Source organism: Shinella sp. SUS2 (assembly GCF_001262505.1).
In the GTDB taxonomy this organism is placed as follows: Bacteria; Pseudomonadota; Alphaproteobacteria; order Rhizobiales; family Rhizobiaceae; genus Shinella.
In genome coordinates, this window is record NZ_KQ410743.1 from 84,315 (window position 1) to 100,067 (window position 15,753).

Here is a 15,753-nt window from a genome sequence, read left to right on the forward strand (position 1 = left end):
AAGTGGCCGGGATTCAAGGGGTTTTTACGCAGCTTCTTTCAACGGATCGTCCGGGTCGATGCCATAATCCTTCAGTTTGCGATAAAGAGTCGAGCGGCCGATGCCCAATTTGCGGGCAACCTGGCTCATCTGGCCATGATAAAACTTCAGGGCAAAGCGGATCAGTTCCTCTTCCACATCGGCCAGCTTGCGCACGTGGCCGCCCTTGTCGACGCTGGCAATGGCGTTGTCCGGCCCGGTTTCGACGCTTGCCGAATCGTTCGGGCGAAAGTCCGGATAGACGCTGGGCAGGCGCGTTTCGGCGGCCGGCTCGGGCAGACGCTGGCTCGCCGATTCCCAGGTGACGACGCCGTCTTCGGCAAGGCCGTAGCCCGGAACCTGTGCGGCGATCTGCGGAAAATCAGCGGCGGTGAGTTCTGCGCCTTCCGAAAGCACGACGGCACGGAAGATGGCGTTTTCGAGCTGGCGGATGTTGCCCGGCCAGTCATAGGCGGTCAACAGCGCCATGGCGGCAGCGGAGACGCCAAGCGGGCGGGCGAGCTTCTGTTCGCCGGCAAAGCGCTGCACGAAGGCACGCACCAGAACCGGGATGTCCTCCTTGCGCTTGCGCAGCGCCGGGATCGTCACCGGGAAGACGTTGAGGCGATAGTAGAGGTCCTCGCGGAAGCGACCCTCGCGCACCTCGTTGATGAGGTCGCGGTTGGTCGCAGAGATGAGGCGGACGTTGACCTTCTGCGGGAAGCGGGCGCCGATCGTCTCGATCTCGCCCTGCTGCACCGCACGCAGAAGCTTCACCTGCACTTCGAGCGGCAGGTCGCCGATCTCGTCGAGGAACAGCGTCCCGCCGTCGGCTTCCATGAACTTGCCGGTATGGCGCTCCGTCGCACCGGTGAAGGCGCCCTTCTCGTGGCCGAACAGGATGCTTTCGACGAGATTGTGCGGGATCGCACCGCAATTGACGGTAACGAAGGGCTTTTGCGCCCGGTCGCTGGCCGCCTGGATGGCACGCGCGACCATTTCCTTGCCGACGCCCGATTCGCCTTCCAGCACGACGGGGATGTTCGACTGGGCGGCGCGGCGGCCAAGCTCGATGACGCGCAGCATTTCGGGGCTGGCCGAAACGATATCGTCGAAATGTACGGCCTCGCTGCGACCTCGACGCCCGCCGCGGCCGCGGCCTTCGCGCTGGTCCATCTTCAGCGCATTGCCGACGGCAACGTTCAGCCGCTCCGGTGAGACCGGCTTCACCACGAAATCGAAGGCGCCGGCGCGCATGGCCATCACGACCGTCTCGATACCGCCCTGCCCCGTCTGCACGATGACGGGGATGGTGTTCTCCCGCTCGGCAAGCGCATCGAGGAAGGCCGAGCCGTTCATTTCCGGCATCATCAGGTCGAGCAGGATCACATTGATCAGACCGCCCTTGCGATCGAGCAGATCGAGCCCCGCGCGGCCGTTTTCCGCCATATGGGCGACATGGCCGGAGCGCTCGATCATGTTCTTCAACAGCCTGCGCTGGACAGGATCATCGTCGATGACAAGAATATGGGCCGTCACTGGAACCTCCTTGCCTGAAGCGTGCGTCATGCACGCCCAAGGGAACTCAACACCAGGGGACCATGGCAGAAAGGGTTGAACATGCCGTTTTGAGAAAGGCTTGCATTTTAACCAACGCCGACGCAAGCAAGGGGCCGATCCGCCCACCTGCCCGCCCACCTGGAAGAGAGACAGACGATGACCCGATTTTTCCAATCCCCCCGCATCGACTTCGCGCCGGCGGACGCCGCCGCCAGCGCCGAACTGGGCGATCTTCCCGGCTGGAATCTTGCCGATCTCTATCCCTCGCAGACCTCCCTCGAATTCCAGGGCGACATGAAGAAGGCAGAAGCCGGCTCGCTCGCCTTCGAGACAAAATGGAAGGGCAAGCTGGACGCCGCGACGGAAAAAACCGGCGACGACGGCATCGGCGCGGCCGTACGCGAATTCGAGGCGCTGGAAGACGTGATGGGCCGCCTCATCTCGTTCGCCGGCCTTACCTATTTCACCAACACGACCGATCCGGCCAACGGCAAATTCTACGGCGACATCCAGTCCAAGCTGACCGATCTCGGCGCGCATCTGCTGTTTTTCTCGCTTGAACTCAACAGGATAGCGGACGAGCGCATCGAAGCGGCGCTGGCGAAGGACGCGCTTGCCGCGCATTACCGCCCCTGGATCGAGGACCTGCGCAAGGACAAGCCCTACCAGCTCGACGACAAAACGGAACAGCTTTTCCTCGAAAAATCCATGACGGGCGCGGCGGCCTGGAACCGGCTCTTCGACGAGACCATGGCCTCGCTGCGCTACACGATCGACGGCGAGGAAGTGCCGCTGGAAATCGCCCTCAACCAGCTCCAGTCGCCCAACCCGGATGACCGGCACAAGGCGGCGCAAGCGCTGGCAAAAACCTTCAAGGACAATATCCGCACCTTCACGCTGATCACCAACACGCTCGCCAAGGACAAGGAAATCGCCGACCGTTGGCGCGGCTTTTCCGACATCGCCGACAGCCGGCATCTCGCCAACCGCGTCGAACCCGAGGTCGTTGCAGCCCTCGCCGCGGCTGTGCGCGAAGCGTATCCGCGCCTCTCGCACCGCTACTATGCGATGAAGGCAAAATGGCTCGGAATGGAGCAGATGGAATTCTGGGATCGCAATGCGCCCCTTCCCGAGACACCCGACGCAATCATTCCGTGGAGCGAGGCGCGCGATACCGTGCTGTCAGCCTACAGCGCCTTCGCGCCCGAGATGGCCGATATCGCCCGAGAATTCTTCGACAAGGGCTGGATCGACGCGCCGGTGCGCCCCGGCAAGGCGCCGGGCGCTTTCGCGCATCCGACGGTACCCTCCGCGCACCCCTATGTGCTCGTCAACTACATGGGCAAGCCGCGCGACGTGATGACGCTCGCCCACGAACTCGGCCATGGCGTGCACCAGGTGCTGGCCGGCGGCCAGGGCGCACTGATGGCCTCGACGCCGCTGACGCTTGCCGAGACCGCCTCGGTCTTCGGCGAAATGCTGACCTTCCGCAGTCTGCTCGACAAGACCAAGGACAAGCGCGAGCGCAAGGCGATGCTCGCCCAGAAGGTCGAGGACATGATCAATACGGTCGTGCGCCAGATCGCCTTCTACGAATTCGAACGCAAGGTGCACACCGCCCGCAAAGAGGGTGAACTCACCTCCGACCAGATCGGTGAACTCTGGCTCTCCGTGCAGGAGGAAAGCCTCGGCCCGGCGATCCGGATTTCCGAGGGTTACGAGACCTATTGGGCCTACATCCCCCACTTCATCCACTCGCCCTTCTACGTTTACGCCTATGCTTTCGGCGATTGCCTCGTGAACTCGCTCTATGCCGTCTACAGCCAAGCCGAAGCCGGCTTCCAGCAAAAATACTTCGACCTGCTCAAGGCCGGCGGCACCAAGCACCACACCGAGCTGCTGAAACCGTTCGGCCTCGATGCGAGCGATCCGTCGTTCTGGAGCAAGGGATTGTCGATGATCGAGGGGCTGATCGACGAATTGGAAGCGCTTGATAAGGCCTGATCTCGAAAGAAGAAGCCGCGCATGACCGACCGCGAACGCTTTGTGCTCCTCAGGGACGACCGCGAGGACCGGACGGTGGTTTTCGCCGAGCCGCTTGGCCTCGTCACCGTGCGCGATCGCGCCGGCTTCGAACCCGCCTTCGCGGCCTTGCAGGCGGCGCACGACAACGGCCACTGGATCGCCGGCTTCATGAGCTATGAGGCCGGCCATCTCTTCGAGGAGAAGCTGGCGCCCTTCGCGCCGGAGAACCGCCCGACGCCGCTGATGAGCTTCGGCATCTTCGAAAAGCCGGCGGACGACCATCCGCTGGCAAGACCGCGCCAGCGCACGGAAAACGAACCCTTCCTCACCGAGCCGAAAGCCGGCTGGGATTTCGAGACCTACCGCAGCCGCTTCGGCCGCCTGCACCGGCATCTGAGGGAGGGCGACTGTTACCAGGCGAACCTCACCATGCCGATCCGTGCCCGCTGGACCGGCGATCCGCTCGCCGCCTTCTGGTCGCTGATCGAACGCCAGCCCGTGCGCTACGGCGCCTTCGTCTCGCTCGACGGGCCGCTTCTCCTCTCCCGCTCGCCGGAACTTTTTTTCGATATCGACAAGGACGGCTGGATCGAGACGCATCCGATGAAGGGCACGGCGCCGCGCGGCGCCAATGCGGCGGAGGACGCAGACATCATCGCCGCCATGCAGGCCGATCCGAAATCGCAGGCGGAAAACCGCATGATCGTCGACCTGCTGCGCAACGACATCTCGCGCATATCAGAGGTCGGCACGCTCACCGTGCCCAAACTCTTCGCCGTCGAGACCTATCCGACCGTGCACCAGATGGTCAGCCATGTGCGGGCGAAACTGCTGCCCAACATCTCGATCCGCGACATCTTTGCCGCCCTCTTCCCCTGCGGCTCGATCACCGGCGCGCCGAAGATGAGCGCCATGAAAATCCTGCACGACCTGGAGGATGGTCCGCGCGACGCCTATTGCGGCGCGATCGGCGTGATCGCGCCCGACAGCACCATGCGCTTCAACGTGGCGATCCGCACCGTCTCGATCTTCGAAGAAGGCGAAGCGGTCTTCAATGTCGGCGGCGGCATCGTCTTCGATTCGACCGCCGAAGCGGAATATGAGGAGTGCCTGCTGAAGGCGCGCTTTGCGGTGGGGGATCAATGGATCTCTCGCTGATCGAGACCCTGCGCTGGGAACCCGGCACCGGTTTCCTGCGGCTGGAACGGCATCTGACGCGGCTCGCACATTCGGCGAGTGTGTTTGGACTGAACGGCGCAGAGGAGGCGCGGCAGGCCCTGTTAACGGCGCTCGCCGCTCCTGCCCTGCCGGGTATCTCGCCTCTGCGCATCCGTCTCGAACTTTTTGCCGACGGCCGGATCGACGTGCAGACGGCTCCGTTCACGCCGCTCGCGCCCGACGCGATCTGGCGCCTGAAAATCGCCAGAACCCGCCTTTCGTCCGTGGATCCACTGTTGCGCCACAAGACCTCACGCCGCGCCGCCTATGCCGCGGCCCGCGCCGAATTCCCCACCGAGACGGCAGACGAAGTCCTCCTTCTCAACGAACACGGTATGCTTTGCGAGGGCACCATCACCTCGCTCTTCCTCGATGACGGCACGGGTATCCTGAAGACGCCGCCGCTCGCCTGCGGCCTGCTGGCCGGCGTGCTGCGGCAGGAACTGCTGGAAAGCGGCAAGGCAGCTGAGCAGATCCTGCGACCGGAAGACTTCGGCGAGGGCACGGTCTTCGTCGGCAATTCCCTGCGCGGGCTCATCCGGGCAACGCTTTCATGAAAACCCCCGCCTACACGCCCTATGATGGCTCTGCCCGCCTCTTCACCATCGGCCTCGGTCCGCTCGACCCTGCACGCTGGATCGAACCGGATGGCGATCTCGAACGCTACCTTCTCGAAAAGGACCGGCTGATCGCCGACCAGCGTGATGTCGTCTTCGTGGAAGAGGTCGGCACGCGTGCCGCACAACAGGAGGTTCTGGACCTTCTCGCGGACCATGTGGCGACGCACCATCCCGCATTCTATCGCCGCGAAGGATCGGCGATCGCCACCGATGCGCGTACCATTTCCCTCGACGCCGACGACGCGCCGCTTGTCACCGCTGGTGCGCTTGTGCAGGAGGACCTCGTGCTGATGCGGCGCGACGAAACAGGCTGGCGTCTTGTCGCCGGTTACGTCGCCTTCCCCTCCTCGTGGTCCCTGCCGGAGAAATTCGGCCGGCGGATGGAGGATATCCACGCGCCCGTGCCGGATTTCGGCGAGGGTACGCGCAATGCCCTTCTGATCAACCGCATGTTCGACAATCTGAAGGTCGAGCAACCGGTCTTCCGCTTCAACTGGTCGATCAATCCGGATGACGACCTGCACTACCCTGCGTCCAAGGCCCATGGCGCCCTGCCGGACGGGCACGCACTGTCGCTCGAGACCACCTTCGCCCGTGTCGAGCGACAGACGCTGCGCAAGCTGCCGGTCTCCGGCGACATCCTCTTCACCATCCGCATCTATACCGATCCGCTTGCCGCGCTGCGCACCTTGTCCGATGCGCGGAAGATTGCGCTCGTCTTTGCCGACCAGCTGGAAGCGCTGAACCTGCCGCAAGCGACCTACAAGGGGCTCGCCACGAAAAGGGCGGCGCTGGTGGCGGAATTGCGGGCGGTTGCGGCCGGTTAAGAATATCACGACGGAAAACCACGGCCGCCCTTTATTGTGACAGAAAACTGTGCTCTAGCGCTGCCATATTATGCTATGGGGCCCGTCGAGACCCTGATTTTACAGCAAAAGCGGCCGTCCGCAGGAGAACCAAATGGCAGACAGCACCTATCCGGTTTATGGCGAGATCACCGGCCCGATCGTGATGATCGGCTTCGGCTCCATCGGGCGCGGCACGCTGCCGCTGATCGAGCGCCACTTCAAATATGACCGGAACCGGCTGATCGTCATCGAGCCGCGCGAAGACGCCGCCGACGCGGAGATCTACGCCCGCCACGGCGTGCGCCATGTCAAGGCCCATGTCACCAAGGAGAACTACAAGGACCTCCTGAAGCCGCTCCTCACGGAAGGCGGCGGCCAGGGCTTCTGCGTCAACCTCTCTGTCGATACCGGCTCGGTGGACCTGATCAAGCTCTGCCGCAAGCTCGACGTGCTCTATGTCGATACGGTCATCGAACCCTGGCTCGGCTTCTACTTCGACAAGGGCATGAAGAACGCCGACCGCACCAACTATGCGCTGCGCGAAACGCTGCGCAAGGAAAAGGAAAAGAACCCCGGCGGCACGACCGCGGTCTCCACCTGCGGCGCCAATCCGGGCATGGTCTCCTGGTTCGTCAAGCAGGCGCTTGTGAACCTTGCCAGGGATCTCGACATCAAGTTCGATGAGCCGACGCAGGACGACCGCGAAGGCTGGGCCAAGCTGATGAAGAAGGTCGGCGTCAAGGGCGTGCACATCGCCGAGCGCGATACCCAGCGCACAAAGAACCCGAAGCCGTTCAACACCTTCTGGAACACCTGGTCGGTCGAGGGCTTCATCTCGGAAGGCCTGCAGCCGGCCGAGCTCGGCTGGGGCACCCACGAGAACTGGATGCCGAAGAACGCCAAGAAGCACAAGAAGGGCTGCAAGGCAGCGATCTACCTGGAACAGCCCGGCGCCAACACGCGCGTGCGCTCCTGGTGCCCGACGCCCGGCCCGCAATACGGCTTCCTCGTCACCCACAACGAGTCGATCTCGATCGCCGACTTCTTCACCGTGCGCGACAAGGACGGACACGTCACCTACCGCCCGACCTGCCACTACGCCTACCATCCGGCCAACGACGCCGTGATCTCGCTGCACGAGATGTTCGGCAATGGCGGCAACCAGCAGCCCGTCCTGCACGTTCTCGACGAGAACGAACTGGTCGATGGCGTCGACGAGCTCGGCGTGCTGCTCTACGGCCACGACAAGAACGCCTACTGGTACGGTTCGCGCCTGTCGCTGGAAGAGACCCGCCGCATCGCCCCCTATCAGAACGCGACCGGCCTGCAGGTGACCTCCGCCGTGCTCGCCGGCATGGTCTGGGCGCTGGAAAACCCGAAGGCCGGTATCGTGGAAGCTGACGAGGTCGACTACAAGCGCTGCCTCGAAGTGCAGACGCCCTATCTCGGCCCGGTCGAAGGCCACTATACCGACTGGACCCCGCTCGACGGCCGCCCGGGCCTCTTCCCGGAAGACCTCGACACGAAGGATCCGTGGCAGTTCAGGAACATTCTGGTTCGCTGAACCGGCCTTCATTTTGCAACAGGACGCCCGCGGCAACACCGCGGGCGTCTTCGCTTTCAATGGGATAATGCCCGTCGCCCCGGCAGCGCGTCTTGCTTTCGACGTCTCTTCGCGGCATGGTTTGCCGAATTGGACGGGTGGTTCGCGCCGCCGTGACCCTGGGAGACCCATATGAAGCCGATCACAGTCCTCAGCCTGCTGACCGCCGCCGTCGCGCTTGCCTCGTGCCAGTCCGAGCGCGCACCGCGCGACCTGCCGGTGACCCAGCGCCCCGTGGCGCAGGGTGTGGAGGGGGCCTGGGTAGACCCGAACGGCATCGTCTCCACCTTCCAGGCCGGCACGTTCACGACGCGCACGACCGACACGAACCAGCTTCTCGCCTCCGGTACCTACATCAACACCTCGCCGACGCTTGTCGAGATCAACATGACCTCGCTGGTGCGCAACACCCAGTCCAAGGTCAATTGCGCGCTGGTCAGCCAGAGCCAGCTGAACTGCACGACGGCGGAAGGCGCACAGTTCTCGCTTGCCCGCCGGGCTTGAGCGACCGGCATATGAACGGAAAGGGCCGCAAGGCCCTTTTTTCGTTTTACCTCATAAACATGCGCGGCCTGTGGCCCCTCACCTTTTCTCTTGAACTCCTCCGCGACCGGTGAAAACATCCGCCGGCTGGCTGTCATGTTTCCGGTTTATCGAGAAACGGACCGCCCCTCCCGCGGCGTCGCGGGCAAACAAGGAGAAGAGGACCATGACGTTTTTCCGATCCGGCCTTCTGGCCGCCTCCATCATCGCGCTCTCCAGCGGCTCGGCGCTTGCCGATTACGAGCTGAACATCCTGCACATCAACGACCTGCATTCGCGCATCGAGGCGATCAACAAGTTCGATTCGACCTGCTCTGCCGAGGAGGAAGGCAAGGGTGAGTGCTTCGGCGGCGTCGCCCGCCTCAAGACCGCGATCGACACCCAGCGCCAGGCACTGACGGGCAAGAACGTGCTGCTGCTCAATGCAGGCGACAACTTCCAGGGTTCGCTCTTCTACACCACCTACAAGGGCGCAGTGGAAGCCGAGTTCCTCAATCTCATGAAATTCGACGCCATGACCGTCGGCAACCATGAATTCGACGACAGCGAGGATGGCCTCGCGACCTTCCTTGACAAGGTGCAGTTCCCCGTCGTCACCGCGAACGTCGCGGCCAGCGCCTCCTCGAAGATCGGCGACCGCATCAAGCCGTTCATCGTGCTCGACCAGGGTGGCCAGAAGATCGGCATCGTCGGCGCGGTGGCGAACGACACGGCGGAACTCTCCTCGCCCGGCCCGAATGTCCTGATCGGCGACGACGTCGCCGACATTACCGCCGCCATCGGCGAATTGAAGAAGCAGGGCGTCAACAAGATCATTGCGCTGACCCATGTCGGCTATCCGCGCGACCTCGCGGCCATCGCCAAGATCCCCGACGTCGATGTGGTGGTCGGCGGCCACACCAACACGTTCCTCTCCAACACCTCGGACAAGGCGGAAGGCCCTTACCCGACGCTGGTCGACAATCCCGGCGGCTACAAGGTGCCCGTCGTGCAGGCCGCGGCCTACTCCAAGTATCTGGGCAATCTCAAGGTCGTTTTCGACGATGCGGGCGTCGTGAAGGAATCCTCCGGTGAACCGGTGCTGATCGACGGCTCCATCAAGCCCGACGAGGCCGTGCTCGCCCGCATCAAGGAGCTGGGCGGTCCGATCGAGGAACTGAAGAACAAGATCGTCGCCGAGAGCGCCGCGCCGATCGACGGCTCGCGCGAAGTGTGCCGCGCCGCCGAATGCGCGATGGGCAACCTGGTGGCCGACGCCATCCTCGACCGCACCAAGAGCCAGGGCATGACCATCGCCATCACCAATGGCGGGGGCCTGCGCGCCTCCATCGACGGCGGCCCGGTCTCCATGGGCGAAGTGCTGTCGGTGCTGCCGTTCCAGAACACGGTCGCCACCTTCCAGCTCAAGGGCTCGGACCTCGTCGCCGCTCTCGAAAACGGCCTCGGCCAGATCGAGGAGGGCGCTGGCCGCTTCCCGCAGGTCTCCGGCATGAAATACTCCTTCGACAAGTCGAAGCCGGCAGGCAGCCGCGTCGTTTCCGTCGAGGTGAAGGAAGGCGGGGCCTTCGTGCCGCTCGATCCGGCCAAGACCTACGGCATCGTCTCGAACAACTACATGCGCGCCGGCGGTGACGGTTACTCGGTCTTCGCCAAGGCGGGTCAGAACGCTTACGATTTCGGCCCGAACCTGGAACTGGTCGTCGCCGACTATCTTGCAGCACACCGCCCCTACCAGCCTTATACGGATGGCCGCATCACGGAAGTCGCCAATGCCACGGTCGTCGAGACCCCGGCAAGCACGGAGACAGCGACCGGAACCGAGGCCAAGCCCGCTGCAGGCGAAACGGCAACCAAGTCGGCCGAAGGCACCGCAACATCCGGCGAAGCCGCATCGGGCACTACGACCACGACGGCCGAAACCGCAACGGTGGCGGCCGGCGGCAAGCATGTCATCGCCCGTGGCGACACGCTTTGGGATCTTGCCAAGGCGGCCTATGGCGACGGCACGCTATGGCGCAAGATTGCGGAAGCCAACGGCAATCCGCGGCCGCGCGCCCTGCATGTCGGGACGGAACTGTCCATCCCGACCAAATAAGGACAATTTGTCTCCACTATTTCTGCCGGCCCGGGCTTTCCCGGGCCGGCATTTCTTTTTAGAACGATTCTGAGCCGACCGGGCGTCCGCCGCGTTAGGAGCAATCCAGCGCGCATGCCGCGGTCTTGCACCCGCACTTGCAAGAAGAAAAAGCCCAAGAGCAATGAACGACACTCCGCACGCCGAGGACCGCACCATGCAGGACATCGCCGCCAAGCCCGCCGACCACACGCCCGTCAAACACGGGAAGGTCGGTGTGCTGCTGGTCAATCTCGGCACGCCCGATGGTACCGATTACACCTCGATGCGCCGCTACCTGAAGGAATTCCTGACCGACAAGCGCGTCATCGAATGGCCGAGGATCGCCTGGTATCCCATCCTCTTCGGTATCGTCCTCAACACCCGCCCGGGCAAGGTCGGCAAGGCCTACGAGACGATCTGGAACAAGGAGAAGAACGAGAGCTACCTGCGCACCTATACGCGCAGCCAGGCCGAGCTGATGGCAACGGCCCTCTCCGATTGCTCCGAGGTCGTCGTCGACTGGGCGATGCGCTACGGCCAGCCTTCCATCGCCTCGCGCATGGACTATCTGCAGAAGGCCGGCTGCGAGCGCATCCTCGTCTTCCCGCTCTACCCGCAATATGCGGCCGCAACCACGGCAACCGTCAACGACAAGGCCTTCGAGACTCTTTTGAAGATGCGCTGGCAGCCGGCCCTACGCACCGTGCCGCCCTACCACGACGACCCGGCCTATATCGACGCGCTCGCCATCTCGATCGAGAAGCACCTGGCAACGCTCGACTGGGAACCCGAGCGGGTGCTGACCTCGTTCCATGGTATTCCTCAAAGCTATTTCGACAAGGGCGATCCCTACTACTGCCAGTGCCAGAAGACCGCACGGCTGCTGCGCGAACGGCTCGGCTGGTCGAAGGAGAAGCTCGTCGTCACCTTCCAGTCGCGCTTCGGGCCGGAAGAATGGCTGCAACCCTATACGGACAAGACCGTGGAGAAGCTGGCACAGGAAGGCATCAAGCGCATCGCCGTTCTCAATCCCGGCTTCGTTTCCGACTGCCTGGAAACGCTGGAGGAGATCGCCGAGCAGGCCGCCGAGAGCTTCCTGCACAATGGCGGCGAAAAGTTCGCGCACATTCCCTGTCTCAACGATTCGCCCGAGGGCATGGCCGTCCTCGAAAAGGTCGTGCGACGCGAGCTTTCCGGCTGGATCTGATACCGGATAAATCTTGTCTTCGTCCAAATAGACTGGCGTCGCGGTCCGTATTCCTTAAAGTGGCGCCGCGTCGCATTGTCTGTTGGAGAGAAGAACTATGGATTTAGCCGGACTGGATATCGTCGTCATCGCCCTCGTGGTGCTGGTCATCCTGATTCTTTTTGCCGGGATCAAGACCATTCCGCAGGGATATCAGTACACGGTAGAGCGCTTCGGCCGTTATACGCGTACGCTGGATCCCGGCCTTAACCTGATCATCCCCTTTATCGACCGCATCGGTGCGAAGATGAACGTGATGGAGCAGGTGCTCGACATCCCGACGCAGGAAGTCATCACACGCGACAATGCCAGCGTCGCCTCCGACGCCGTCGCCTTCTACCAGATTCTGAACCCCGCCCAGGCGGCCTACCAGGTCGCCAATCTCGAGCATGCCATCATCAACCTCACCATGACCAACATCCGCTCGGTCATGGGATCGATGGACCTCGACGAGCTGCTCTCCAACCGCGACAAGATCAACGACCAGCTTCTGCGCGTCGTCGATGAGGCCGCCAATCCCTGGGGCGTGAAGATCACCCGCGTCGAGATCAAGGACATCGCGCCGCCGAAGGACCTCGTCGATTCCATGGCGCGGCAGATGAAGGCCGAGCGTGAAAAGCGCGCGCAGGTGCTGGAAGCGGAGGGCTCGCGCAATGCACAGATCCTGCGCGCGGAAGGCGCCAAGCAGTCTGCGATCCTCGAGGCCGAGGGCCAGCGCGAAGCGGCGTTTCGTGATGCCGAGGCGCGTGAACGCCTCGCCGAAGCCGAGGCCAAGGCAACGAAGATGGTCTCCGAGGCCATCGCAGCCGGTGACGTGCAGGCCATCAACTACTTCGTCGCACAGAAGTACACCGAGGCTATGGCCTCGATCGGCAAGGCGCCGAACTCGAAGGTTGTGCTGATGCCGATGGAGGCTTCCTCACTCATCGGTTCGCTCGGCGGTATCGGTGCGATCGCCAGGGAAGTCTTTGGGAGCGGCGGCGCGCAGGTGGCCAGCACGCCGCGCACGCGCCAGTCGACGCCCGCCACGACAACCACCGCCTCGACGCCTGCGTTCCGAAACCCGTTCGATACGCCGCAAGGAAGCTGAGATGATCCAGCGCATCGTCACGGAACTCGGCCCCTGGGCATGGTGGGTACTCGGCATCGTGCTGCTGATCCTCGAAGTGCTGATGCCCGGCGTCTTCCTCGTGTGGATCGGCATCGCGGCAGTTATCACCGGCGCTCTCTCGCTGCTGCTCTGGGAGACGGCCTTCTGGACCTGGCATGTGCAATGGCTGGTCTTTGCCGTTCTGTCGCTTGTCGCCGTTTTGATCGGCCGGCGCATCGTCAGCGCACGCGGCACCGCCTCCGACCAGCCTCATCTCAATCAACGCGGCCAGAGCCTCGTCGGCCGCACCGCGACGCTGGAGCAGCCGATCAGCGAAGGCCGCGGTCGCATTCGCCTCGATGATACGATGTGGAGCGTGCAGGGCCCGGACCTGCCGGTCGGCGCGCGCGTGCGCGTCACGGCCAGCAATGGCCGCGATCTCATGGTCGAGCCTGCTTGAAACAAAACCCCCGCATTTCCGGGAAATGCGGGGGTTTTGGTACGAGCCGTGGAGGATGCGGATCAGGCGACGCCGATTCGCAGCAGGTCGTGGAAATGCACGACGCCGACAGGACGGAATGTCTCGTCCGTAACGATCAGCGCGGAAATGTTGTACTGGTTGAGCAGACCAAGCGCGGCGGTTGCCAAGGTCGACGGCTTCACCGTCTTGGGGCCGCGCGTCATGATCTCGTCGACGCTGAGTTCGGCAAGATTGCGCGAAAGGTTGCGCGCGATATCGCCGTCGGTGACGATGCCGACGAGAATGCCCTCGTCATTGATGACGCCGACGCAGCCGTAACGCTTCTGCGACAGGAGCAGAACCGCATCCGGCATGGACGTGCCGAGAGGAACGAGCGGCATGTTTTCGCCGCTGTGCATGATGTCGCCGACATGGGAAAGACTGGCGCCGAGCTTGCCGCCGGGGTGGAAGGTCTTGAAGTCCGTTGCGGTGAAGCCGCGGGCTTCGAGAAGGGCAACCGCAAGCGCATCACCGAGGGAAAGCTGCATCAGCGTGGAGGTGGTGGGTGCCAGGCCGTGCGGGCAGGCCTCCTGCTCCTTCGGCAGCAGCAGCAGCGTATCCGCCTCGCGGGCAAGAGCCGAGCGCTCGCCTGACGTGATGGCGATCAGCGGGATGGAAAAACGGCGGGAATAGGAAACGATACCCTGCAGTTCGGCCGTTTCGCCGCTCCAGGACATGGCGAGGATGACATCGTCACGCCCAATCATGCCGAGATCGCCGTGATTGGCCTCGACGGGATGCACGAAGAAGGATGGCGTACCGGTGGAGGCAAGCGTCGCGGCGATCTTGGCCCCGATATGCCCCGACTTGCCGATACCCGTCACGATGACGCGGCCGCTGATATCGCCGATGACGCGAACAGCTTCGCAAAATGCGTCGAAGAGCCGCCCTTCAAGGGCCGTCGAAAGGGCGGCAAGGCCAGCCTTTTCGGTTTCGACGGTACGGATTGCCGAGGCAATGGCGCCGGCACTGTCAACTTTTGCCTGTCTTTTGATCATGCGCCTCGTTAGCGCTTTTGCAATCTTCTGTCCATGCACGAAAGAACGCAGATTGTTACGGCGAGTGAGCTGGCGGTCGGCAACCAAGCGTTAACCACAACGATTTAGCCAGTGTTGCTTTACATACACAATGCGCATGCACCAGATTTTAGAGGCGCCATGATGAACTGGCGCCTGAGGTGTGAATGATGGAAATGACAATTCGGCCAAAGGCTTGACGATGACGTTCCGGTGCATGTGCGCGCGGCGAAGGTCGCTATCGAGAAGATTCTCGAGGCGCGGGTCTTGAAGGGCACGACTGGCGCGAAAGACTTGCCGCAAGAATGCACTGTTTTGCTAGACGTGTTCGCCGAGGTGCGGAACTGAGCTGGATGGGATGCACACCATTCCTACCAACGGCGTTGTCGTTGCAAAAATCCGTACTCTGCAACGCCGCGAATGTTATGCGCAGAACTCGAACAATATTCGCAATTTTTGCGACAATCACTCCTGGAGGACTATGTGCGACCGCTAGAACACGCCGACATTTCCACGTTTCGAGATGTGCAGTTCGTCCTGACCGACATGGATGAGACGCTGACCTATCAAGGCCGGCTTGCGGGGCACACCTATTTAGCTCTTGAGAATTTGCAGGCGGCAGGAGTGAAGGTAATTCCGGTAACCGCCGCCCCGGCCGGATGGTGCGATCAGATGGCCCGCATGTGGCCCGTGGATGGCGTAATCGGGGAAAATGGCGGGTTCTTCTTCCGCCGTCATGATGCCGGACATGGCATCGAGCGACATTTCTGGCATAGTGATGATGACCGTCCGGCCGTATCCGAACGCCTCGAGGAAATCGGGCGGCAAGTGCAACGCGCCGTTCCTTCCGCCAGCTTTGCCGACGATCAGCCGTTCCGGCTCACCAGCCTTGCCTTTGAACAACCGAAGGATGCGGAAGTGCGCGCCGCGATCCTTAACGCACTTTGCGACGCTTCAGCCGATGCCACAGTTAACAATCTTTGGGTGCTCGGCTGGCTCGGGAAATATGACAAGCTGGCGATGGCGCGGCGGGTGCTTCTAGAACACTATGACCTCGACATAGACGCTGACCGCTCCGCGGTCCTTTACACCGGAGATTCCACTAACGACGCGCCGATGTTCTCGTTCTTCCAGCATACGGTAGGCGTCAGTACCGTGACTGACTACCTCGACCAGCTCCCCCAATCGCCGCGCTGGATTACGCGCGGGCCGGGAGGTGCAGGCTTCGTTGAAGCAGTAAATGCCGTGATCGTGTGTAAGCATCCGAGCAGCCACGCGGCATGAGCACGCGCGAGTTAGGCAAATCGGGCTATAGTGATGAGGTTGCTGC

The 15,753-nt window shown here is 62.8% G+C and carries 13 protein-coding genes; 11 read left to right on the forward strand and 2 right to left on the reverse strand.

Annotated elements, in window-relative coordinates; all coding sequences use genetic code 11:
• Nucleotides 1-24 precede the first annotated feature (24 nt).
• Complete coding sequence (locus tag AKG11_RS27230) at nt 25-1,557, reverse strand: sigma-54-dependent transcriptional regulator (RefSeq protein ID WP_050746163.1); 1,533 nt, start codon at nt 1,555-1,557, stop codon at nt 25-27.
• A gap of 177 nt (nt 1,558-1,734) precedes the next feature.
• On the opposite strand from AKG11_RS27230, the gene AKG11_RS27235 reads away from it, so the two are divergent.
• The 10 genes from AKG11_RS27235 (at nt 1,735) to AKG11_RS27280 (ending at nt 13,347) form a co-directional block, all read left to right on the forward strand.
• Nucleotides 1,735-3,582, forward strand: a complete 1,848-nt coding sequence (locus tag AKG11_RS27235; RefSeq protein ID WP_050746164.1) for a M3 family oligoendopeptidase — start codon at nt 1,735-1,737, stop codon at nt 3,580-3,582.
• Between the two features lie 21 nt (nt 3,583-3,603).
• Entirely contained in the window at nt 3,604-4,761 is a 1,158-nt protein-coding gene (locus tag AKG11_RS27240; RefSeq protein ID WP_050746165.1) for an aminodeoxychorismate synthase component I, read from the forward strand.
• Nucleotides 4,746-5,378: an aminotransferase class IV family protein gene (locus tag AKG11_RS27245; RefSeq protein WP_050746166.1), complete on the forward strand. Its 633-nt coding sequence runs from the start codon at nt 4,746-4,748 to the stop codon at nt 5,376-5,378. Before AKG11_RS27240 ends, AKG11_RS27245 begins: the two co-directional genes overlap by 16 nt.
• Nucleotides 5,375-6,268 carry a heme-dependent oxidative N-demethylase family protein gene (locus AKG11_RS27250; RefSeq protein WP_050746167.1) on the forward strand — a complete coding sequence of 298 codons (894 nt, stop codon included), beginning with the start codon at nt 5,375-5,377 and terminating at the stop codon, nt 6,266-6,268. Before AKG11_RS27245 ends, AKG11_RS27250 begins: the two co-directional genes overlap by 4 nt.
• Before the next feature lie 133 nt (nt 6,269-6,401).
• Nucleotides 6,402-7,853 carry a homospermidine synthase gene (locus AKG11_RS27255; protein ID WP_050746168.1) on the forward strand — a complete coding sequence of 484 codons (1,452 nt, stop codon included), beginning with the start codon at nt 6,402-6,404 and terminating at the stop codon, nt 7,851-7,853.
• 171 nt (nt 7,854-8,024) lie between these two features.
• The gene (omp10, locus tag AKG11_RS27260; protein ID WP_023512861.1) at nt 8,025-8,396 is read left to right on the forward strand and encodes an outer membrane lipoprotein Omp10; all 372 of its coding nucleotides are present in this window, start codon (nt 8,025-8,027) and stop codon (nt 8,394-8,396) included.
• Nucleotides 8,397-8,601: 205 nt separating this feature from the next.
• Nucleotides 8,602-10,530, forward strand: coding sequence for a 5'-nucleotidase C-terminal domain-containing protein (locus AKG11_RS27265; RefSeq protein ID WP_050746169.1), 1,929 nt, complete (start codon nt 8,602-8,604; stop codon nt 10,528-10,530).
• Nucleotides 10,531-10,726: 196 nt separating this feature from the next.
• Nucleotides 10,727-11,758, forward strand: coding sequence for a ferrochelatase (gene hemH, locus AKG11_RS27270; RefSeq protein WP_050746177.1), 1,032 nt, complete (start codon nt 10,727-10,729; stop codon nt 11,756-11,758).
• 97 nt (nt 11,759-11,855) lie between these two features.
• On the forward strand, nt 11,856-12,887 hold the full coding sequence (locus AKG11_RS27275; protein ID WP_024271655.1) for an SPFH domain-containing protein: 1,032 nt from the start codon (nt 11,856-11,858) through the stop codon (nt 12,885-12,887).
• A gap of 1 nt (nt 12,888) precedes the next feature.
• Nucleotides 12,889-13,347: an NfeD family protein gene (locus AKG11_RS27280; RefSeq protein ID WP_050746170.1), complete on the forward strand. Its 459-nt coding sequence runs from the start codon at nt 12,889-12,891 to the stop codon at nt 13,345-13,347.
• 62 nt (nt 13,348-13,409) lie between these two features.
• Here the strand turns inward: AKG11_RS27280 and AKG11_RS27285 are convergent, their stop codons facing one another.
• Nucleotides 13,410-14,405: a KpsF/GutQ family sugar-phosphate isomerase gene (locus tag AKG11_RS27285; protein ID WP_050746171.1), complete on the reverse strand. Its 996-nt coding sequence runs from the start codon at nt 14,403-14,405 to the stop codon at nt 13,410-13,412.
• A 501-nt stretch (nt 14,406-14,906) separates the two neighbouring features.
• On the opposite strand from AKG11_RS27285, the gene AKG11_RS27290 reads away from it, so the two are divergent.
• Nucleotides 14,907-15,707, forward strand: a complete 801-nt coding sequence (locus AKG11_RS27290) for an HAD-IIB family hydrolase (protein ID WP_050746178.1) — start codon at nt 14,907-14,909, stop codon at nt 15,705-15,707.
• The last annotated feature ends 46 nt before the right edge of the window (nt 15,708-15,753 follow it).

Bases quoted from the DNA above. Each gene is read 5' to 3' on its own strand.
- AKG11_RS27245 (WP_050746166.1), top strand. From the start codon at position 4,746: ATGGATCTCTCGCTGATCGAGACCCTGCGCTGGGAACCCGGCACCGGT.
- AKG11_RS27265 (WP_050746169.1), top strand. From the start codon at position 8,602: ATGACGTTTTTCCGATCCGGCCTTCTGGCCGCCTCCATCATCGCGCTC.
- AKG11_RS27240 (WP_050746165.1), top strand. From the start codon at position 3,604: ATGACCGACCGCGAACGCTTTGTGCTCCTCAGGGACGACCGCGAGGAC.
- AKG11_RS27250 (WP_050746167.1), top strand. From the start codon at position 5,375: ATGAAAACCCCCGCCTACACGCCCTATGATGGCTCTGCCCGCCTCTTC.
- AKG11_RS27280 (WP_050746170.1), top strand. From the start codon at position 12,889: ATGATCCAGCGCATCGTCACGGAACTCGGCCCCTGGGCATGGTGGGTA.
- AKG11_RS27275 (WP_024271655.1), top strand. From the start codon at position 11,856: ATGGATTTAGCCGGACTGGATATCGTCGTCATCGCCCTCGTGGTGCTG.
- AKG11_RS27255 (WP_050746168.1), top strand. From the start codon at position 6,402: ATGGCAGACAGCACCTATCCGGTTTATGGCGAGATCACCGGCCCGATC.
- hemH (WP_050746177.1), top strand. From the start codon at position 10,727: ATGCAGGACATCGCCGCCAAGCCCGCCGACCACACGCCCGTCAAACAC.
- AKG11_RS27235 (WP_050746164.1), top strand. From the start codon at position 1,735: ATGACCCGATTTTTCCAATCCCCCCGCATCGACTTCGCGCCGGCGGAC.
- AKG11_RS27285 (WP_050746171.1), bottom strand. From the start codon at position 14,405: ATGATCAAAAGACAGGCAAAAGTTGACAGTGCCGGCGCCATTGCCTCG.
- omp10 (WP_023512861.1), top strand. From the start codon at position 8,025: ATGAAGCCGATCACAGTCCTCAGCCTGCTGACCGCCGCCGTCGCGCTT.